The following is a 20,392-nucleotide window of genomic DNA, read 5'->3' as shown; positions in this document are numbered from 1 at the left end:
TCGGCTCAGAGTCGGCTCAGCGCCGGTTCGGAGTCGGCTCAGAAAGGTCCTCCCGGGAAACTCCCCGTGGAGGGCCTTTCGCATTTGTGCGGGTTTGCTCAGGCTAAAACGGACGGTGTTAGCCTGGCCACCGGTGGTCCTCGACGATCATCGCCGGCCCTCCCACCCTGGACGCGTTCTGATCATGAATCGTATTCGCGCCACCACGATGGCCGTGGCCATGACGCTCCTGACCCTCGCCGGATGCTCCGGGACAGGGGGAGACGGCGGCCCGGACCCGGCGACTTCGAGCGGCGACCGGCCGAGCCCCGCGACCTCGGGTGGCGACCGGCCGAGCCCCGCGACGTCGGGCGAGGACCCGTCGAGCCCCGCGACCGCTCACCAGATGGTCGCGCTGCTGAACTTCTACGGCGGGTTCGCCGGGAAGCGGGTGAAGGAGACCGACGCTCCCGCGCTCGCCGTGTTCGGCGACGGGCTGGTGGTCTCCGACGCCGACCGCAGCCTCTCCCTGACGGAGACGGAGGTCACCGACCTCGTCCGCACGCTCCGCGAGGATCTCGCCTCGCAACCCGCCACCGCCACCCCGACCGGGCCGTCCCAGGTCGCCGACGCCCGAACCATGGTGCTCGGTGTCCGGGTCGGCGACACCATGCACACCGTGACCGCGTACGCCCTGGACGAGACGCGCTCGGACCCCTCGGACCCCTCGTATCCCGAGGGGCTGTACCAGGCGCGCGACCTGCTGGGCGCGCTGGCCGAACGGGTGAGCCGCGAGGGAGGCTCGTACACGACCGACCGGGTGCGCCTGATCGCGGAGCCCCGGCCCGGGCAGACCGGCGAGGAGTGGCCCTCCTCGATTCCGGAGCCGCCCGCGTCACACGAGGGCGACTTCGAGAAGATCCTGGCGGGCGCAAAGGCGGCGGACGCCCGCCGCCTGATCCCACGCGCACGGCAAGGCGGAGCACTGCGGATCTACCTCGACCACCAGGGCCGCCCCTTCGCCGTCACCTGGAGATACGTGCTGCCCTCGGAGTGACGCGGTCGACGGCTCATGCCGGTGGCCGTCGCGCTTCGAGGGCATCTCGTACGGCAGGCCATTCCTCCCGTATGACGCTGTAATAGATCGAGTGGCGGATGTGCCCGTCGCGCAGGATCCGGTGATTGCGGAACACCCCTTCACGCGTGGCGCCAAGACCCTCGATCGCACGCTGCGACCTGTGGTTACGGCTGTCGGTCTTGAAGGCCACGCGGATCATGTCCAGCGTGTCAAAGGCGTGGCACATCAGAAGATAGGCGGCCTCCCGCGCGGCTCCCGTACGCCAGCGAGTCGGCGTGACCCAGGCCCACCCGATCTCGACTCCACGATGCGCTTGCTGGATATCGATATAGCTGATGCTCCCGATCGCCGTTCCCGTACGCCGCTCAACAACCGCGAACGGCAAACGCCGTCCCCTCTCCTGCTCCCCCAGAGCCTCGACGATGAGCACGGCCACAGGCTCTTCACTGCGTGGCGTCGGCTCGTCCAGAAAGGTCCAGACGTCGTCATGCCGCGCCGCCTCGGCGAGATCATCCAGATGCCTCAACCCAAGCGGCTCAAGTCTCACGACATGGCCCTCAAGGACAATCGGTTCCATCGGCGTCCTCTATCCGGCCGGGACGTTGTAGACGAGAACGTGCTTGTCGCCCGCCATGAGCTGGTCGAACGCCTCGACAGGCCTGTCGTTCTCGTCGTAGGCGATCCGTACGACGCGAACGACGCACACGCCGGGGTCCAGCCGAAGTGCGGTCGCTTCTTCGGGAGTGGGCATGCGGAAGCTCAGTTCATCGACGAAATAGGCGATCGGCCCGCCAATGGCCTGTTCCAGAATGGCGAGGACGCCTTCCTCGACGGGTTCCTCCCGCACTATGGCGGTTTCGCGGACGAACTCGTGAACGTAGTAACTGTCTCCGAGCTGGTAAGGCTCCTCGTCGACGAGCATCACGCGGCGCCGGGCCAGCAGCTCCGTGCCCTCGGGCACCGCCAGCCACCTGGCTGTTTCCTCGGTGGCGAATACACAGTCGACGCTTGTGATCCGCTGCCGTCCTATACCGCCCTGAAGGGCTATCTCGGCGTTGAAGGTGGCCGCGTTGTTCGCGGCTCGACGTGCGCGCCGATCTTGGTCCATGGCCATCACCCGGATCGGGCGGGCTTTCCGGACGTACGTGCCCTGACCCTGCCCCGAGCCGATCAGCCCTTGCGATTTCAGGGCGGAGAGCGCGAGCCGCACTGTCGTCCTTGACGCGTCGAAACGCTCGGCCAGGTCGCGTTCTGGAGGCAGCCTTTCTCCCGGAGAGAAGTCACCCCGGGAGATCGCCTCCCGAAGCGCGGTCGCGAGAGTCACATGACGCGGTACGGCCGGAGCCGGCTCGGCGTCGCCCTTCGAGTTGTCTGTCATCAAGCTCCTCCCTTCACCAAGAGACCGGAGTCATCCACTCTAGCCTCTTGGTACGTACCAAGTATTGACAGGCGCCTGGCGGTCCTGCTCTCCTTGGTGCGTACCAAGAGTTATCGGTCGAGCACTCTGTGCATCTAGCCATTGGGTGTGATCGGTCGGGCTGTCGCGTCCCAAGTCGACTACTGGGAGCTACTGGACGGTCGCGTAAGTAGCCAGAAGAAGGGTGGCAATTCATGGCTCGGACCACAAGCGCTGGAGAGACCGGGGAGCCCCTCGTTCCGGAGGCGCGACGATGACCATGCGAGAGGTGCAGGCAATGGCGTCATTTCCCGGGGTGCCTGAGCAGGTGGCCAATGTGCGGGCGTTCGTTCGGGAGACGCTTGGGGATCCCCGGTTCAAGGCGGTGATCGAGGATGTGGAGCTGCTGACCACCGAGCTGGTCACCAACTCGATTCGCCACAGCAGGTCACGCGCGACCGGTGAGGTTCATGTCGTGATCACGGCGAGTGGGACGGTCCGTGTCAAGGTCGTGGACGACGGGTCGGATGTCTCCATGCCGGTCGTCGCCTCCGCCGGACTCATGGACGTCGGCGGACGAGGCCTGATGCTCGTTCAGACGCTGGCGAGCCGGTTCGGAGTTCGGGTGGGGGACGTCAGCACGACGACCTGGTTCGAGATGGCGTTTTGACCCGATCGGCGGCTCCTGTGGCGAGTCGGCACGGTGGGGTGATCGGTGGTAGGAGTGGGGGCCATGAACGAGTTCACGGAGGCGATGAGGCAGCTCGTCGCGGGGGTGGCCGTGGTCACCGTGCACGACGAGCGTGACGACATCGGCACGACGGTCACCACCTTCTCCTCCCTGTCGGCCGATCCGCCGATGGTCATGCTGAGCCTCATCTCCTCCGGCTACCTCTGTGAAGTGCTGCTCCGCCAGGACCTCTGGGCGGCGAGCCTGCTGTCCGGCGGCCAGGCCGTGATCGCCAGCCGGTTCGCCACGCCGGGCCGTCCCAGCGCACGCCTGCTGCTCGCCGGCACGCCGCACCACCGTGGCGCGCGGACCGAGGCGTTCATCGTCGACGGCGGCGTGGCCGCGCTGGAGGCCGAGACCGCCCGGGTGATCCCGGCCGGAGACCACACCCTCTTCCTCGCCCAGGTCCTCGCCGTCGACTACGTCGACCCCTCCCTCCCACCCCTGGCCCGAATGCGCGGCCGCTACCGCCCCGTCAACTGACGACCTGGTTCGATCCCTTCCTGCGGTGGCTCAGAGCGACTCTCATGCTCGTGATCGCGGGCCTGCCGCGGCGATGGGGGCAGAGCGCACTTGAGAAGAACCGTGGCTTGGTGGGCGGCTGTTAGCTTGGCGGTGTTCCGAGTAAGGCCCTGCCGCGACGTGGGCCTGAGTGCGCTGCTACGCCGGTCTGGCTTGGCGGCGGCGCGTCCCGCTGTGGTCTTGAGAAGGTTCCGTGGAGGGAAAGTGGTCACACCCATCACGCAGGGCCAGTGGGAAGCGGTACGCGCCTCTCTCAGGGAGGCCGGTGACCGGTTCGCCGAGATGGTGTCCTCCGCTAGCGAGCCGCACGCCATGGCGACTCGTGACTGGACCGTGGTGGAGAGCGCCGCCCATGTGGCCTCCATCGCCCGGTGGTACAGCTCCATGCTCAGGTTCGACGACGGCCCCCACCCGTTCCCCACCATCGAGGACGCGCTGCTGGCCACCACCGTGGACACCGTCAGCGATGTCAACGACGTGGCTCTGGAGCTCTTCCCTGAGCGGGATCCGCGGACGCTGGCCCATCTGCTGCGGACCTGCATCGGCGAGATCCTGCGAGAGACCGAGGGCTTCGACCCGGCGCGGCCGGTCGTCTGGCTCGGCGACTCCCGGGTCCCTCTCGCCGGGGTGCTGGCCCATCTGGTCAACGAGCTGCTGATCCACGGATGGGACATCGCCTCCGCGACGCGGACGCGCTGGGTGATGCCGCCGCGGCAGGCCGCGCTCTTCTTCGACCTGTTCCTCGTCGGGATGATCCAGGGGGATGTGGGGCGGCTGCTGGACACGGGGGAGCCCGCGCTGGACCGGCGCATCGCCGTCCAGTTCCATTCCAGGTACACGACCCCTGTGACCCTGGTCCTGCGCGACGGACGGGTGTCGATCGAAGAGCCGGGCCGGGACACCGACGTCCACCTGTACTTCGATCCGGCCGCGCTCAACCTGATGCTGTTCGGCCGGATCGGACGGGTGCGAGCCGTGGTCACCGGCAAGCTGGCCGTGTGGGGCCGCCGCCCGTGGCTGCTGCCCGCGTTTCTCCGCACCGTGCGCCTGCCGACCAACGCGCGACCGCGCTCCGCTCAGGAGCCCGCCGGCGCCTGATGGCGCTGCGGGCCCCCTCAGCTAATTCTGGACGTGTAGTATCTAGATTGTGCGGATGAGCGAGGGTGTCGAGTGGGCGATGCACTGCTGCCTGACGCTCGACTGGCTCGGTGAGGACCGGCCGGTGCCGATGGCGAGGCTCGCGGCGAGCTACGAGCTGCCCCCGGCATACCTCAACAAGCAGCTCCAGGCGCTGGTAAAGGCCGGGATCCTCACGTCGACGGCCGGGGCGCGGGGCGGTTTCCGGCTGGCCCGGCCGCTCGACAAGATCACGCTCATGGACGTCGTGACGGCGATCGAGGGTCCCGACGAGGCCTTCCAGTGCATGGAGATCCGCCGGCGCGGGATGGGCGCCGAGACGCCCGAGCGGCAGTTCCGCATCCCGTGCGCGGTCACGACCGCCATGCGCAAGGCCGAGATGGCATGGCGAAAGGCGCTGGCCGCGCAGACCCTGGCCGACGTGCGGGCGAACGCCGACCGCCACGCGCCGAACGTGGGCGACAGCATCCGGCGCTGGTACGCGCGCGGCTGACCGATCTGAACGCGAGGACCCCTCGCGCGAACGTGGGAGGAGAAACTGGATGTTGAATATCTAGATTAGCGACGACCGACAACCGACCCCACATGTACCGGCGAAATGGAGAGACAACGATGCAGGCACGGATGAACGACTTTGGGAAGCTGGCCGCCGAGGGCTACCGGGCGATGATGGGCGTGGAGGCCTTCGTGGCGCGCGGCGGCGTTCCGAAGAGCACGCTGGAGCTCGTCAAGATCAGGGCCAGCCAGATCAACGGGTGCGGGTTCTGCCTGGACATGCACAACCACGACGCCAAGAAGGCGGGTGAGACCGACGAGCGCCTCTTCACGGTGGCGGCCTGGCGTGAGTCGCCGTACTTCACCCCCGAGGAGCGGGCGGCCCTGGCGCTGACCGAGGCGGCCACCCGGATCGCCGACAGTTCGCACGGCGTGCCGGACGAGGTGTGGGACGAGGTGGCCGACCACTACGACGAGCAGTCGCTCGCCGTCCTCATCATGGCCATCGCCCAGATCAACGCCTGGAACCGCATCAACGTCACCATCCGCTCGGTGGCCGGCTCGCACCGCCGTACCGCGGCCGTCTGACCCCTCTCGCGGTCTTGCCCCTCCCTCCGCCGGAGCCGCTTCCGCGTGCGCCGCGCGGGGGGAGGGGCGTCCCCGGTCGCGCCTTCGCCCGTGCGCTACTGGTATGTGCCGAACCAGCCGGGGACGTCCAGGCGGAAGAAGTCGGGCGGGGTGACCAGGCGGAGGTCGGATTCGAGGGCGCGGAGGCGGTCCTCGCCGAGGGTCTCGGCCCAGCCGGCCCTGAGCTTGTCGAAGATGTGGGCCGCGCGCACGAGGCTGTCGACGCCGCGCTCGGTCAGCCGCACGATCTTGCGCCGGGCGTCGTCCGGATCGGTGCCGCGCTCGACGTAGCCGACGCGTTCGAGCGTGTCGATCGTCTTGCCCGCCGCCTGCTTGGAGACCCCGAGCGTGCGGCCCAGCTCTGCCGCCGTCGTGCCGCGCGTGCCGATGGCCTGCATGACGAACCCGTGCATCGGCCGCAGGTCGGGATGCCCCTGACGCGCGAGCTCGGCGTGCAACTCGTCGATGAGCATCCGGAACCCCAGGAACAGGCGCAGCGGCAGCTCGAACCCGGGCGGATCGGCCGGCGCCTCGGCACCGCTGGAACGTGACGTCTCGACGTCGCCGCTGGAGGGCGTCGCCGATCCGGGGCGCGGGGGGTCAGTTGACACGATGGACAACCTCGTTCACTATATAGACAACCACATTGTCGATTGTAGGAGATGTTCCCGATGCCCATCATCCGCCACGCCGAAAGCCGCAGGACCGAGACCCCCAATGCCGTCATGACCACGTTCGCCTCGCCCACGCAGGGAGGGGCGGGGCTGGCCGTCTGGCACGTGGAGATGCGTCCCGGCCAGTCGGGCCCGCTCCACGCCTTCGACACCGAGCAGGTGTGGACGTTCCTCTCCGGAGCCGCCACCGTCGTGCTCGACGGAGAGAAGCTGGACATCGAGCCGGGGGACACCCTGGTCATGCCCGCCGACGTGCGCCGTCAGGTCTTCGCAGGCCAGGATGGCATGACCGCGATCGTCGCCGCGCCCGCGGGCTGCCGGGCGTACACCCCCGACGGCCCCATCGACGTCGCCCCCGGCTGCGCGGTGCCCGACGGCGACAAACTCCTCCCCGCCTGGGTGGCGTAGCAGTCAGGAGGTCAGCGGATCGTCCACCAGCCGGGGAGGATCAGCGGGCCTTGGGGCGGGAGGCCGAGGTCGGTGGCCAGGCGGCTCAGGGGGCCCCAGGCCTCCAGGCGGATCTGGCTCAGGGCGGCGGCCTTGTCGTCGCTGGAGTCCGGCGGGCGGAGCCGCTCCAGCGGATGCATGCGCGGGTACGAGCGCACCGGGGCGTCCTTGGGCAGGTTGACCCTGCTGCGGGCGAGCGCCAGCGCGTCCTCCAGGCCGCCCAGCTCGTCGACCAGGCCGCCGCCGAACGCGTCGGCGCCCGTCCAGACCCGGCCGCGCGCCAGCTCGTGGGCGCGGTCGCGGTCGATGCCCCGGCCCTGGGCGACCTTGCCCACGAAGTCGTCGTAGATGCGGTCGAGCCAGGCGTTGACCCGCTCCCACTGTGGCTCGGAGTAGGCCCGGCTCGGAGAGAACATCCCCGAGTTGGCGCCCACGTCGACCGACTCGGAGGTGACGCCGATGCGGCTGAGCAGCTCGCCCACCGCGGGCTTGCCGCCGAAGACCCCGATCGAGCCGGTCAGCGTGCCGGGCTGGGCGACGATGACGTCGGCGGCCATGGAGACGAAGTACCCGCCGGACGCGGCGAGGTCGCCCATCGAGATGATCACCGGCTTGCCGGCCTTGCGGGTGAGCACGACCTCGCGCCAGATGGCGTCCGAGGCGACGTACGAACCGCCGGGGCTGTCGACCCGGAACACGACCGCTTTGACGTTGTCGTCGCGGCGGGCGGCACGGAAGGCCGCGCAGATCGTGTCGGAGCCCATGGCGCCCCCGCCGCCGAGCGGGCTGCGCCCGCTGCGGCCGAGGCGGATCATGCCGTTGCCGTGGATGAGCGCGACGACCCGCTCGCCCGGGTGCGGCAGCTTCCTGGCGAGGGCGCCCTTGGCGTACCGCGAGACGAACAGCAGCACGTCGCCCTCGTCGCGGACCTCGTCGTACACCTCGTCGCGGTAGGCGAGCCGGTCGACCAGCCCCGCGGAGAGCGCCTCCGACCCGATGAACGGCCCCTGGTCGATGAGCTCGCGCACGCGCTCAGGCGGCAGGCCGCGACCCTCGGAGATGCCGGAGACGATCTGCTCGATCACGGACTCGGCGATGCGGGCGGCCGACTCGCGGTGCGCCTCGGTCATGTGGTCCTGGGTGAACATGTTGGCCGCGGTCTTGTACTCGTGCCGCTGGCCGATCTGGTAGTCGACGCCGATCTTCGCGAGCGCGTTCTTCACGAAACGCTGCTCCATCGAGATGCCGGTCAGCCCGACGTCGCCCGACGGCTGCAGGTAGATCTTCTCGAAGGCGCTGGCCAGGTAGTACGGCACGGTGCCCGCGCCGAACTCCCCGAACGTCTCGGCGTAGGCCACCGTCAGCTTCCCCGCCGCCCGGAGTTGCACGACGGCGGTGCGCAGCTCCTGCACCATGGCCAGCCCCATGGGCCGCCCGCCGAGCTTGACGACGAGCCCCTTGACCCGGGGGTCCCTGCGGGCCCGGCGCAGGCCCTCCAGCACGTCGGCGAGACGGGTCCTGCGCATGGCCAGGACGGCGCTGAGCGGATCGGACGGGGGGCCCTCCGTGAGCCCCTCGGTCAGATCCAACTCCAGAACCAGCGGGGCGGTGCGCCGCTGCCGGAACCGGTCCACCGTGTCCAAGATCGCCTTTGTCGCGTCCATAGCGACACCCTAGGCGACGTTCCGGCCCGAGAGGCACGAGCTTCCCGTCTGGTCGCGCGGTATTCCGCCGGCGCCGGTGCACCGAGGTCCCATGGGAGTTCTCGATGCACATGCGTCACGGCGATTCCCGGAGATTCTGATGGCGTGTGCGCCGGGTGCTCGCCGGCGTCAATCTCCGGTCGTACCCGGCACGGGCCGCGCGTCCGCCGTGTCACCGCCGGCCGGACCGGCCGGTACGGGCCGCGCGTCCGCCGGCACGAGCTGCGTCTCGACGGCGGGCCGCGCCAGCAGGGCGTCAGCCGGTACGGGCTGGGCCTCCGCGGCTTCGGTGGCGGTGGCCGTCAGGGGTGGGCCGGCGTAGCGGAGCCAGAGGGCGCCGAGGGGTGGGACCCGGAGGCGGGTGGAGTACGGCTGGCCGTGCCAGGGCTCCTCGACGGCCTCCACGGAGCCGAGGTTGCCCACCCCGCTGCCGTAGTAGTTGTACGCGTCGGTGTTGATCACCTCGTCCCAGCGGCCCGCTGCGGGCAGGCCGATCGCGTAGTTCTCATGCGGCTGCCCCGAGAAGTTCGCCACGCAGGCCACCATCGAGCCGTCGTCGCCGTGGCGCAGGAAGGAGAAGACGTTCCCCGAGGCGTCGTCGGCGTCGATCCACTGGAAGCCCCTCGGCGAGTGGTCCTGCGAGTGCAGCGCGGGCGTCTCGGTGTACACGCGGTTGAGGTCGCGGACCAACTGCTGCATGCCCTGGTGCGGCTCGAAGTCGAGCAGCCACCAGTCGAGGCCGCGCTCCTCCGACCACTCGGAGCCCTGCGCGAACTCGCCGCCCATGAACATCAGCTTTTTCCCCGGATGCGCCCACATGAACGCGAACAGGGCGCGGAGGTTGGCGAACCGCTGCCACTCGTCGCCGGGCATCTTGCCGAGCAGCGAGCCCTTGCCGTGCACCACCTCGTCGTGTGAGAGGGGCAGCACGAAGTTCTCCGAGTACGCGTACATCAGCGAGAACGTCATCTGGTGATGGTGGTACTGCCGGAACACCGGCTCGTGGTGGAGGTAGGCCAGGGTGTCGTGCATCCAGCCCATGTTCCACTTGAAGCCGAAGCCGAGCCCGCCCAGGTGCACGGGCCGGGAGACACCGGGCCACGCGGTCGACTCCTCGGCGATCGTGACGATGCCGGGCGCCTCGCGGTAGGCGACGGAGTTCAGCTCCTTGAGGAACTCCACGGCGTCGAGGTTCTCGCGCCCGCCGTAGATGTTGGGAGTCCACTCGCCCTGGCGCCGGGAGTAGTCCAGATACAGCATCGAGGCGACCGCGTCCACGCGCAGGCCGTCGATGTGGAACTCCTTGAGCCAGTAGACGGCGTTCGCGACCAGGAAGTTGCGTACCTCCCGGCGGCCGAAGTCGAAGATGTAGGTGCCCCATTCGGGGTGCTCGCCGCGCTTGGGGTCGGCATGCTCGTACAGCGGCGTGCCGTCGAACCTGGCCAGCGCCCACGCGTCCATGGGGAAGTGGGCGGGCACCCAGTCGAGGAGCACGCCGATGCCGGCCTCGTGCAGCTTGTCGACGAGGTACCGGAACTCGTCGGGGCCGCCGAAACGCGAGGTGGGCGCGTAGTAGGAGGTGACCTGGTAGCCCCAGGAGCCGCCGAACGGGTGCTCGGCCACCGGCAGGAGCTCCACGTGCGTGAAGCCCATGTCCTTGACGTAGTCGACGAGCTGGGCCGCCAGCTCCTTGTACGTCAGTCCGGGACGCCACGAGCCGAGGTGCACCTCGTAGGCGCTCATCGGCGCCTCCATCGGGTTGCGCTCGGCCCGCCGGCGCATCCACTCGTCGTCCTGCCAGGAGTACTCAGACGCGTCGACGATCGAGGCCGTGGCGGGCGGGCGCTCGGTGCGGCGGGCCATCGGGTCGGCCTTGGACCGCCAGACGGCGTCCGCGCCCAGGATCGAGAACTTGTAGTGCTCGCCCACCCCGACCCCCGGGATGAACAGCTCCCACACCCCGGACCGGCCGAGCGACCGCATCGGGTGCCCGGAGCCGTTCCAGTGGTTGAAGCCGCCCTCCACGCGCACCCCGAGCGCGTTCGGCGCCCAGACGGCGAAGGCCGTGCCGTCCTCGTCGTCGTGCCGCATGACCCGGGCGCCGAGCACCTCCCACAGGCGCTCGTGGCGGCCCTCGCCGATCAGGTGCAGGTCGACCTCGCCCAGGGTGGGCCAGTGGCGGTACGGATCACCGGTCTCGAAGGGTTCGGCGCCCGGGTAGGTCACCCGCAGCCGGTAGGCCGGGACCTTGTCCACGCCGGGCAGCGTCACGCTGAAGACGCCGTAGGCCTCGTGGGGCATTTCGTGGGTGCTGTCGTCCAGCACCAGCTCGACCTTCTCGGCGAGTGGCTTGAGCGCCCGCACGGTCAACCCGTCGGGGGAAAGGTGCGCGCCCAGGATCGAGTGTGGATCGTGGTGCGCGCCGCCGGCCAGCCGGTTCAGGTCCAGGTCCGCGTTCATCAGATCGCTCACCGCTCCTCGGCACCGTGATTGCTTTTATGAGCTAACCCTGCCCCACATCGGGGTGCCAACCCATGTTGTTGCCTGGATCACACCACAGACGGGGCAAACCCGGGGCCCGCGGGTCACGGGTGCCCGTGTCTGCCCACTTCAGGGGGTGTATCACCACTTCAGGACGCGCACGCTGCCGGTCGGCATGTCGACGATGACCCGGCCGATGTCGAGCTGCTCGCCGTCCGGGAACCAGACGAAGAGCTGGAGGCACCGGCGGGTCTCGCAGCCGTGCCGCCGGAAGATCAGGGAACGCACGCGAAGGTCGTCGGCGGACGCGAGCGGCCTGCCCGCCGCCCGGGCGTACGCCTCGCGCACCGCCGGGCCCAGCGCGGGGTCGGCGAGCAGCAGCCGTGCGGCGCGCGCCTCCTCCCCCCTGGAGGGGGCGGGCGGCGTGGCGGGATCGCGCGGATCGCCGGGGGTGGGCTCGGGGAAGGCGCCCGCGGAGGGCAGGGCGCGGATCTCGTCCCCGCGCCGCCGGGCACGGGTCTCGTCCCTGTGCCGGGTGCTGGGCTCGTCCTGGTACGCGTCGCCGTGGTGCTCGGCGCCGACCTCGGCATGGTCCGCCGGGGCCCCGTGCCGCCCCGGCCAGACCAGCGCCACCGTCATGCCCGCCCCCATCACCGCGGCCAGGGTGGCGCCCGCCGCCGAGAGCGTGATCGCGAGCCGCCCGCGACCCATCGACCCACCGCCTTACGCTCGGTTCGCATTCAGCTACGGATCGTATCGGAGTCGCGGGCGACCGATCACCGTACGGCGTGGGTGAAGGCCGCGAGCGGGATGGGAAGCCAGGCGGGGCGGTTGCGGGACTCGTAGACCACCTCGTAGGCGGCCTTGCTCAGCTCCAGCGCGCGCAGCAGCACGGCGTCGTCGCCGCGGATGCGCCCGCCGCCCGCCGAGTACCCCGCGATGAAGGCCGCCCGGTTGCGCTCCGACCACTCGGCCGCCCGGAGCTCCAGGGCTTCGGCGTCCGGATGGTCGGACAACAGGTGCCTGGCCGCGTAGTCGAATGATCTGAGCATTCCCGCGACGTCCCTGACCGGTGAGTCCAGGGCCCGGCGGTCGCTGAGCGGCTGGCCCGGCTCGCCCTCGAAGTCGAGGACCACCCACTCGCTGGGAGTGCGCATCACCTGGCCCAGGTGGTAGTCGCCGTGGACCCGCTGGACCATGATCGGCCGGTCGATGTCGGCCAGCCGGTCGAACGCCTCATGGGCGATGCCCGCGTGGGCGGCGAGCTCGGGCACCTCGGCGATGGCGGCTTCGAGGCGGCGCCTGAACCCCTCGGCCATCCGCTTGACCTCGGGGGCCTCCACGACGCTCGTCGGGAACGCCGCGGCCAGCTCCTTGTGCAGGTGGGCGGTTGCCATGCCGAGGCGGTGTGACTCGGCGGCGAAGTCCCCTCCGGCGTCGCCCGCCGAGGTGCCCGGCAGTGAGCCGTACAGGTCGCGCACGCTGGTGAGCGCGAGCGCCCAGCCGTCGCTGGCGGTGGGCAGGAACTCCTGGGTGAAGGCCAGCGTGGTGTTCTCGCCCGCGATGTCGGCCTCGATCCAGCCGTACGGCCTGGCGATGTTGGGCGAGCCGCGCTCCGCGAGCGCGGAGACCACCTCCAGCTCGGGGTTCACACCGGGGATGAGCTTGCGGAACAGTTTGCAGATGTACGCGTCGCCGAACACCAGCGAGGTGTTGGACTGCTCGCCGCCGAGCACGAGGCTCCGGGGCGAGGTGTCGATCTCGGCGCCCGGCATGTGGCGGAACCGCAGCGCGCCGAGGTCGGCGTCCGCGGCGATGGACGAGAGCAGGACCCCGGTGACCTCGGCGTCGTGGACGGCGTCGTAGGCGAAGCCGTCCAGGGTCTCGCCGATCGCGACGTGCTTCAACCGCTGGGGCAGCTCGGGGCGGAAGCCCAGGAGGAGCTGGTATCGGTCGGTGAGCGTGTCCTGCCGCACGGTGATGACCAGGTGCCGCAGGGAGACTCGATCCTCGGCCGTAGGCCTCGCCGAGTCGTCCGTGGTCCTGGAGGAACCCGCCACATCGCTGTGGAAGGATTCTGCAGGACCACGAAGGGGTAGCGGGGTGGTGGCCTCCACGGCCAGCTCGGTGATCGCGCGGCTCTTGCCGGCGAACCACCGCTGATGGGTGATCCAGCCGGCAAGTAGCTCTTCGAGAGTATGTGTCACGTCTCCTCGGCTGCTGCGCTCGTGGGCGGAAGGGTGAACCAATAGAACCCATGCCCCGGCAGCGTCAAAAGATACGGAAGTTCGCCAATCGGTGGAAATGGCACCCCACCAGTGCACTCGACGGGGACGACCCCCTCGAACCTCCGCAGGTCCAGCTCCACCGGCTGGGGGAAGCGGGACAGGTTGTTGACGCACAGCACCCGGTCGTCGCCGAGCTCGCGGACGAACGCGAGGACGCTCGGATTGGAGGAGTTGAGCTCGGTGAACTCGCCGAGCCCGAAGACGGGGTGCCGCTTCCGGATCTCGATCATCTTCTTGGTGAAGTGAAGGAGTGAGCCCGGATTCTTCTGCTGCGCCTCCACGTTGAGCGCCTGGTACCCGTAGATCGGGTCCATGATCACCGGAAGGTAGAGGCGGCCGGGGTCGCAGTCGGAGAAACCCGCGTTGCGGTCGGGAGTCCACTGCATCGGGGTGCGGACGCCGTCGCGGTCGCCCAGCCAGATGTTGTCGCCCATGCCGATCTCGTCGCCGTAGTAGAGCACGGGGCTCCCCGGCAGGCTCATGAGCAGGGCGGTGAACAGCTCGATCTGGTTGCGGTCGTTCTCCAGCAGCGGGGCCAGGCGGCGGCGGATGCCGACGTTGGCCCGCATGCGCGGGTCCTTGGCGTACTCGGTGTACATGTAGTCGCGCTCTTCGTCGGTCACCATCTCGAGCGTGAGCTCGTCGTGGTTGCGCAGGAAGATGCCCCACTGGCAGTTCTCGGGGATCTTCGGCGTCTGGGCCATGATCTCCGAGATCGGGTAGCGGGTCTCACGGCGCACGGCCATGAAGATGCGCGGCATCAGCGGGAAGTGGAATGCCATGTGGCATTCGTCCCCGCCGGTCACCGCATCACCGAAGTACTCGACGACGTCGGACGGCCACTGGTTGGCCTCGGCGAGCAGCACGCGGTCGGGGTAGAGGCGGTCGACCTCGCTTCTGACCCGCTTGAGGTACTCGTGGGTCTGCGGGAGGTTCTCGCAGTTGGTGCCCTCCTGCTCGAACAGGTACGGGATGGCGTCCATCCGGAACCCGTCGATGCCGAGGTCCAGCCAGAAGCGCAGGACCTCCAGCATGGCCTCCTGGACGTCCGGGTTCTCGTAGTTGAGGTCCGGCTGGTGGTGGAAGAACCGGTGCCAGTAGTACTGCCCCCGGACCGGGTCGTACGTCCAGTTCGACGTCTCGGTGTCGATGAAGATGATGCGGGCGTCGTTGTACTGCTCGCCGTCGTCCGACCAGACGTAGAAGTCCCCGAACGGCCCGGTGGGGTCGTGCCGGGAGGCCTGGAACCACGGATGCTGGTCGCTGGTGTGGTTCATGACCAGGTCCGCGATAACCCGCATTCCGCGTTTGTGCGCTTCGTCGACCAGCTTGACGAAGTCCCCGAGATCCCCGAAATCCGGGAGAATCTTCATAAAGTCGGAAATGTCGTATCCGCCGTCTTTAAGCGGGGACTCGTAAAGTGGCAGAAGCCACAGGCAGTCGACGCCGAGCCACTGGAGATAATCCAGCTTGTTGATGAGACCGCGGATATCTCCGGTTCCGTCCCCGTTTGAATCTGCGAATCCTCGGATGAGGACTTCGTAGAAGACGGCGCGTTTGTACCAGTGCGGATCGCGCGGCTTTTCGTGTGTGAAGGTGTTCGGGACGGGCTGAGGCGTCAAGCTCACCTGTGGACTCCCCGCTGTGCTCATGCTCGCTTTTCCGCCGTCTTCGCCATGTGCCTATGCCTGGCTGGTCGGCGTCGCTCGCAGTGTGAGGACGTGTGCTGGATTGATGTGCGGATCGAGGCGCACGTAGTTGGCCTGCCGCCAGTGGAACGAATCGCCCGAGAGCTCATCGTCCACGACGAATTCGGCGCCCCAATCGAGGCCGAGGCCGGGCATGTCCAGCCTGACCGTCGCCTCGTGCGTGTTGTGTGGATCGAGATTGACGACGACCAGAACGACATCGCCTAGGCCGTGCCGTCGTGTGGACGGGTCGTAGGCGCCGGGCAGCCGCTTTGAGAAGCAGATCATGTCCGGGTGGTCGACGCTGTGGAAACGTAGGTTACGCAGTTCCTGGACCGCAGGGTGTGCTCTTCGGAACAAATTAAGTTGGGTGATGAAGGGCGCCAGGCTCCGGCCCTCGCGTTCCGCGGCGGCCCAGTCGCGAGGTCTGAGCTCGAACTTCTCGCTGTGGAGATATTCCTCGCTGCCCGGACGTACCGGGGCGTTCTCGGCGAGCTCGTAGCCCGCGTAAACCCCCCAGGAAGGTGACGCCAACGCGGCCAGGACCGCCCTGATCTTGAACGCCGGCATGCCGCCGTTCTGCAGGTACTCGTGAAGGATGTCCGGCGTGTTGACGAAGAAGTTGGGTCGCAGGTAGTACGACGTCTCGTGCGAGAGCTCGGTCAGGTAACTCTCGAGGTCGTTCTTGGTGTTCTTCCAGGTGAAATAGGTGTACGACTGGTCGAAACCCACCTTGGCCAGGCTTCGGAGCATCGGCGGCCTGGTGAACGCCTCCGACAGGAACAGCACGTCGGGGTCGGTGGTGTGGATGTCCGCCAGCAGCTTCTCCCAGAACCCCACCGGCTTGGTGTGCGGGTTGTCCACCCGGAAGACGCGGACGCCGTGGTCCATCCAGTGGCGGACCACCCGCCGGACCTCGGTGTAGATGCCCTTCGGGTCCTTGTCGAAGTTCAGGGGGTAGATGTCCTGATATTTCTTCGGCGGGTTCTCGGCGTACGCGATGGAGCCGTCCGCCCGGATCGTGAACCACTCGGGGTGGTCCTTGACCCACGGGTGGTCGGGGGAGCACTGCAGGGCCAGGTCGAGGGCGATCTCCAGGCCGAGCTCGCGGGCCCGCCGCACGAAGGCGTCGAAGTCCTCGAAGGTGCCCAGGTCAGGATGGATCGCGTCGTGCCCGCCGTCCTCGGAGCCGATCGCCCAGGGGGAGCCGACGTCGTACGGCTCGGGGTGCAGGGTGTTGTTGCGCCCCTTGCGGAAGGTCTCGCCGATCGGGTGGATCGGAGGCAGGTAGACGACGTCGAAGCCCATGCCGGCCACCCCCGGCAGCCGCTCGGCCGCAGTCCGGAAATTTCCGGACTTGGGGATGGCGCCCTCTTCGAGCACCGCCCCCTCCGACCTGGGGAAGAACTCGTACCAGGATCCGAACAGCGCCCGCCTCCGGTCGACCCGGATGCGGTATCGCGGCGCCCTGGTCACCAGGTCGCGGAGCGGGTGGGAGGCCAGCACGCTCGCCGTCTCGGGGAGCTGCGCCACGGCCAGCCTGGCCCGGGGGTCGAGCTCGTCATCCCGCAGCCGGTCGGCCACGGCCTGGAGCGCCGCCCTGTGCGTGCAGTTGTCGCAGCCCGCCGGCCGGACGGCCTTCGCGGCGCGCGCGAATATGCGCGCCCCCTCCTCGCACATGAGGTCGGTGTCGATGCCACGGGGGATCTTGATCCCGGCGTCGTGGAGCCAGGTGGCGACCGGGTCGCTCCAGGCCTCGACACGGAAGTGCCAGTTACCCTCCGTAGGCAGCGTCACGTCGACCGCCCACCGGTCGGTGCCGGGCTCGACCTCGCGCATGAGCAGGAGCCGCCGGCGCCTGCCGTCGGGGTCGACCAGCACGACCCCGGCCGCCACCGCGTCATGTCCCTCGCGGAACACGGTGGCGCTGATCTCGAAGGTCTCGCCCGCCGCTGCCTTCGCGGGCCACCGCCCGCACTCGACAACAGGGTAAATTTCCTGTATTGGGATTCGTCCGATCATCGCGTCTCAAGGTAGCGGCGACGCACCGGGCGCCACCGGGAATTGTGAGGGCAAGGAGTGATCTTTGCTTTCAAGTAGGTCCCGGCTTGATGCCGGTGTATGGGTAGGCGCGGTCGTATTCACCCCCGGAGTGACGGATGTCATCTCGGGGGATCGGAGGTGTGATCCTGAGGCTCTTACATGGGACTGCCCCCATAGTCCCTCTTCAAGCCTGCCTAAGGGAAGTTAGGGGTGCCCCGCACGCCATTCGTCCCCGAGAGTTGCCGTGTGAGGGGGGAGCCGTACATGATCAAGTTGAGATCACATTGACTGGTCCGCTTTAGTGATGTTTGAGCACGTTGGGGAGTGGTGAGAGCGAAACGCATGAGATCTGGTAGGCGCACAAGAGTGTTTCGGTCGCGCGTCGTGGCGCTGAGTAACTAGGGTCTGGCCCCGTGAGAGCAATACGCAGGTTCACCGTCCGTACCGTCCTTCCCGTGGAGCTGGCCGCCCTCGGCGAGCTCGTACAAAATCTGCGCTGGTCATGGCATCCGGAGACCATGGACCTGTTCGCCGAGGTGGATCCGGACACCTGGGAACGGGTCGGGCACGACCCGGTGGCGTTGCTCGGAGCGGTGGAGGCCGACAGGCTGGCCGAGCTGGCCCGTGACCGCAGGTTCCTCCGCAGGCTCGCCGACGCCGCGGACGACCTGCGGGAATACATGACCGCGCCCCGTTGGTACCAAACCCTGCCCGACGCCCCCGCGGCCATCGGCTACTTCTCGCCCGAGTACGGTATCGCCGCCGCGCTCCCGCAGTACTCCGGCGGCCTCGGCATCCTCGCGGGCGACCACCTGAAGGCCGCCAGCGACCTCGGCGTGCCGATCCTCGGGGTGGGCCTGCTCTACCGGCACGGCTACTTCACCCAGTCCCTCTCGGCCGAGGGCTGGCAGCAGGAGCACTACCCGAGCCTCGACCCCGGCGGCCTGCCCCTCAGCCTGCTGAAGGAGGAGGACGGCGCCCCGGCCCGCGTCGCGATCCCCCTGCCCGGCGGGCGCACGCTGCACGCGCAGATCTGGGTGGCCCAGGCGGGCCGGGTCCCGCTGCTGCTGCTCGACTCCGACGTGGCCGAGAACGACAACGCCGCCCGCGACGTCACCGACCGGCTGTACGGCGGCGGCACCGACCACCGGCTCATGCAGGAGCTGCTGCTCGGCATCGGCGGGGTGCGCGCGCTCCGGGCCTACTGCCGCATCACCGGGCACCCCGAGCCCGAGGTCTTCCACACCAACGAGGGCCACGCGGGCTTCCTCGGCCTCGAACGCATCCGCGAGCTGACCGAGCACCGGCTGTCCTTCGACGAGGCGCTGGAGGCCGTCCGCGCGGGCACGGTGTTCACCACGCACACACCCGTCCCCGCCGGCATCGACCGCTTCCCCGCCGAGATGATCGAGAAGCAGTTCGGCGGCGACAACGCCTGGCCCACCGTTCCCGTGGAGCGCATCCTCGCGCTCGGCGCCGAGCCCGGCTCCCCCGAGGCCGAGGCCGACGCGGCGGTCTTCAACATGGCCGTCATGGGCATGCGGCTGGCCCAGCGGGTCAACGGCGTCTCCGAGCTGCACGGCGAGGTCAGCCGAGGGATGTTCCAGGGGCTCTGGCCGGGGTTCGACCTCGACGAGATCCCGATCGGGTCGATCACCAACGGCGTGCACGCCCCCACCTGGGTCGCGCGCGAGGTGATGGAGCTCGCGGGCAAGGAGCTCCCCTCGCTGATCGAGAAGGCCCAGGGCTGGGAAGGGGTGCAGAAGCTCTCCGACGAGGACATCTGGGGCATCCGCGGCCGGCTGCGGCGCCAGCTCGTCGACGCCGCCCGCGAGCGGCTGCGCGCCTCCTGGCGCGCCCGGGGCGCCTCCACGGCCGAGCTGGGCTGGATCGACGAGGCACTCGACCCCGATGTGCTGACCATCGGCTTCGCGCGGCGGGTGCCCTCCTACAAGCGGCTCACGCTCATGCTCAAGGACCCCGACCGGCTCCGCGAGCTGCTGCTCGACCCCGAGAAGCCCGTCCAGATCGTGATCGCGGGCAAGGCGCACCCGGCCGACGAGGGCGGCAAGAAGCTCATCCAGCAGATCGTGAAGTTCGCCGACAGCGAGGACGTGCGCCACCGCATCGTCTTCCTGCCCGACTACGACATGAACCTCGGGCAGCTCATGGTCCAGGGCTGCGACGTGTGGATGAACAACCCGCTGCGTCCGCTGGAGGCGTGCGGCACCTCGGGCATGAAGGCCGCGCTCAACGGAGGGCTCAACCTCTCCATCAGGGACGGCTGGTGGGACGAGTGGTACGACGGCGACAACGGCTGGGCCGTCCCGACCGCCGACGGTGTGGAGGACCCCGACCGCCGTGACGAGCTGGAGGCCGCCGCGCTGTACGACCTGATCGAGCGCGAGGTCGCCGACCGGTTCTACGACCGCGCCGACGGCACGCACCCCCGGCGCTGGCTCGACATGGTCAAGCACACGCTCAGCTCGCTCGGCCCCAAGGTTCTCGCCGGGCGCATGCTGCGCGACTACGTCGTCGACCTGTACACGCCGGCCGCCGGCTCGGCGCGTGACCTGTCCAAGGGCGACCACGGCAAGGCGCGCGAGTTCGCGGCGTGGAAGCTGCGGGTCACCCGTGCCTGGCCGGGCGTCCGGGTGGAGCACATCGAGGCGTCCGGCATCGGGGACACCCCCGAGCTCGGGGCGGCGATGGAGGTGCGCGCGACGATCGCGCTCGGCGAGCTGTCCCCGGACGACGTGAACGTCCAGGCCGCGTACGGCAAGGTGGGGGTGCACGACGAGCTGATCGGGCCGTCGTACGTCACGCTCCACGCCGACGCGGTGGGGGACGACGGCAAGGCCACCTACACGGGGGGCGTGCCGCTCGACCGCACGGGCGCCTTCGGGTACACCGTCCGGGTGGTCCCCGCGCACCCGCTGATGTCCTCGCCTGCCGAGCTGGGTCTCATCGCCGTCCCCGAGGAGCCCGTCGGCATGACCAACGGGACGCTTCGCTAGGACCCGCCGAAAGGACCTTGAGAGGACATAACCCCACAAATCGGGCAAGCTATCTCGAATGTATCGGCCGCTGACTGGGCAGGGCTG

Annotated in this window: 17 protein-coding genes; 8 read left to right on the top strand and 9 right to left on the bottom strand. The window is 69.1% G+C overall.

All coding sequences use genetic code 11. The annotated features are described in order from the left end of the window. Positions 1-184 precede the first annotated feature (184 nt). On the top strand, positions 185-1,036 hold the full coding sequence (locus tag OG589_RS30345; RefSeq protein ID WP_405141303.1) for a hypothetical protein: 852 nt from the start codon (positions 185-187) through the stop codon (positions 1,034-1,036). Between the two features lie 13 nt (positions 1,037-1,049). Here the strand turns inward: OG589_RS30345 and OG589_RS30340 are convergent, their stop codons facing one another. Then, positions 1,050-1,634, bottom strand: a complete 585-nt coding sequence (locus OG589_RS30340; RefSeq protein WP_405141302.1) for a GNAT family N-acetyltransferase — start codon at positions 1,632-1,634, stop codon at positions 1,050-1,052. A 9-nt stretch (positions 1,635-1,643) separates the two neighbouring features. Continuing rightward, positions 1,644-2,435: a GntR family transcriptional regulator gene (locus OG589_RS30335; protein WP_405152161.1), complete on the bottom strand. Its 792-nt coding sequence runs from the start codon at positions 2,433-2,435 to the stop codon at positions 1,644-1,646. Positions 2,436-2,751: 316 nt separating this feature from the next. On the opposite strand from OG589_RS30335, the gene OG589_RS30330 reads away from it, so the two are divergent. From OG589_RS30330 to OG589_RS30310, 5 genes are all read left to right on the top strand, one after another. Continuing rightward, entirely contained in the window at positions 2,752-3,123 is a 372-nt protein-coding gene (locus OG589_RS30330) for an ATP-binding protein (protein WP_405141301.1), read from the top strand. A 63-nt stretch (positions 3,124-3,186) separates the two neighbouring features. Then, positions 3,187-3,666, top strand: a complete 480-nt coding sequence (locus OG589_RS30325) for a flavin reductase family protein (protein WP_358548068.1) — start codon at positions 3,187-3,189, stop codon at positions 3,664-3,666. A gap of 243 nt (positions 3,667-3,909) precedes the next feature. Beyond that, positions 3,910-4,803 (top strand): maleylpyruvate isomerase N-terminal domain-containing protein, encoded by an 894-nt coding sequence (locus OG589_RS30320; RefSeq protein ID WP_405141300.1) that lies wholly within the window; start codon positions 3,910-3,912, stop codon positions 4,801-4,803. Positions 4,804-4,858: 55 nt separating this feature from the next. After that, positions 4,859-5,335, top strand: a complete 477-nt coding sequence (locus OG589_RS30315; RefSeq protein WP_405141298.1) for an RrF2 family transcriptional regulator — start codon at positions 4,859-4,861, stop codon at positions 5,333-5,335. Positions 5,336-5,466: 131 nt separating this feature from the next. After that, positions 5,467-5,925 (top strand): carboxymuconolactone decarboxylase family protein, encoded by a 459-nt coding sequence (locus tag OG589_RS30310; protein WP_405141297.1) that lies wholly within the window; start codon positions 5,467-5,469, stop codon positions 5,923-5,925. A gap of 95 nt (positions 5,926-6,020) precedes the next feature. Here OG589_RS30310 and OG589_RS30305 read toward each other — a convergent pair whose 3' ends face one another. Next, positions 6,021-6,575, bottom strand: coding sequence for a MarR family winged helix-turn-helix transcriptional regulator (locus OG589_RS30305; protein ID WP_405141295.1), 555 nt, complete (start codon positions 6,573-6,575; stop codon positions 6,021-6,023). A 60-nt stretch (positions 6,576-6,635) separates the two neighbouring features. Between OG589_RS30305 and OG589_RS30300 the strand changes: the two genes are divergently transcribed. Continuing rightward, the gene (locus OG589_RS30300) at positions 6,636-7,046 is read left to right on the top strand and encodes a cupin domain-containing protein (RefSeq protein ID WP_405141293.1); all 411 of its coding nucleotides are present in this window, start codon (positions 6,636-6,638) and stop codon (positions 7,044-7,046) included. An 11-nt stretch (positions 7,047-7,057) separates the two neighbouring features. Here OG589_RS30300 and sppA read toward each other — a convergent pair whose 3' ends face one another. The 6 genes from sppA to OG589_RS30270 all read right to left on the bottom strand — a co-directional run bounded on the left by sppA (position 7,058) and on the right by OG589_RS30270 (position 17,267). Continuing rightward, the gene (gene sppA / locus OG589_RS30295) at positions 7,058-8,749 is read right to left on the bottom strand and encodes a signal peptide peptidase SppA (protein ID WP_405141291.1); all 1,692 of its coding nucleotides are present in this window, start codon (positions 8,747-8,749) and stop codon (positions 7,058-7,060) included. Between the two features lie 168 nt (positions 8,750-8,917). Further along, on the bottom strand, positions 8,918-11,248 hold the full coding sequence (gene glgB, locus OG589_RS30290; RefSeq protein WP_405152160.1) for a 1,4-alpha-glucan branching protein GlgB: 2,331 nt from the start codon (positions 11,246-11,248) through the stop codon (positions 8,918-8,920). Positions 11,249-11,410: 162 nt separating this feature from the next. Beyond that, the gene (locus OG589_RS30285; protein WP_405141290.1) at positions 11,411-11,980 is read right to left on the bottom strand and encodes a hypothetical protein; all 570 of its coding nucleotides are present in this window, start codon (positions 11,978-11,980) and stop codon (positions 11,411-11,413) included. A gap of 65 nt (positions 11,981-12,045) precedes the next feature. Then, positions 12,046-13,476: a maltokinase N-terminal cap-like domain-containing protein gene (locus OG589_RS30280; protein ID WP_405141289.1), complete on the bottom strand. Its 1,431-nt coding sequence runs from the start codon at positions 13,474-13,476 to the stop codon at positions 12,046-12,048. Continuing rightward, positions 13,473-15,209: a maltose alpha-D-glucosyltransferase gene (treS, locus tag OG589_RS30275; protein ID WP_405141287.1), complete on the bottom strand. Its 1,737-nt coding sequence runs from the start codon at positions 15,207-15,209 to the stop codon at positions 13,473-13,475. Before treS ends, OG589_RS30280 begins: the two co-directional genes overlap by 4 nt. A gap of 30 nt (positions 15,210-15,239) precedes the next feature. After that, positions 15,240-17,267: an alpha-1,4-glucan--maltose-1-phosphate maltosyltransferase gene (locus OG589_RS30270; RefSeq protein ID WP_405141285.1), complete on the bottom strand. Its 2,028-nt coding sequence runs from the start codon at positions 17,265-17,267 to the stop codon at positions 15,240-15,242. Between the two features lie 434 nt (positions 17,268-17,701). On the opposite strand from OG589_RS30270, the gene glgP reads away from it, so the two are divergent. Beyond that, a complete protein-coding gene (gene glgP / locus OG589_RS30265; RefSeq protein WP_405141283.1) occupies positions 17,702-20,305 on the top strand; it encodes an alpha-glucan family phosphorylase in 2,604 nt (867 codons plus the stop codon). Positions 20,306-20,392: the final 87 nt, after the last annotated feature.

This window comes from Sphaerisporangium sp. NBC_01403 (assembly GCF_045040145.1).
Classification (GTDB): domain Bacteria; phylum Actinomycetota; class Actinomycetes; order Streptosporangiales; family Streptosporangiaceae; genus Sphaerisporangium; species Sphaerisporangium viridialbum.
Note: the sequence above shows the minus strand (reverse complement) of the source record. Positions and strands in the feature narration are given on the sequence as shown.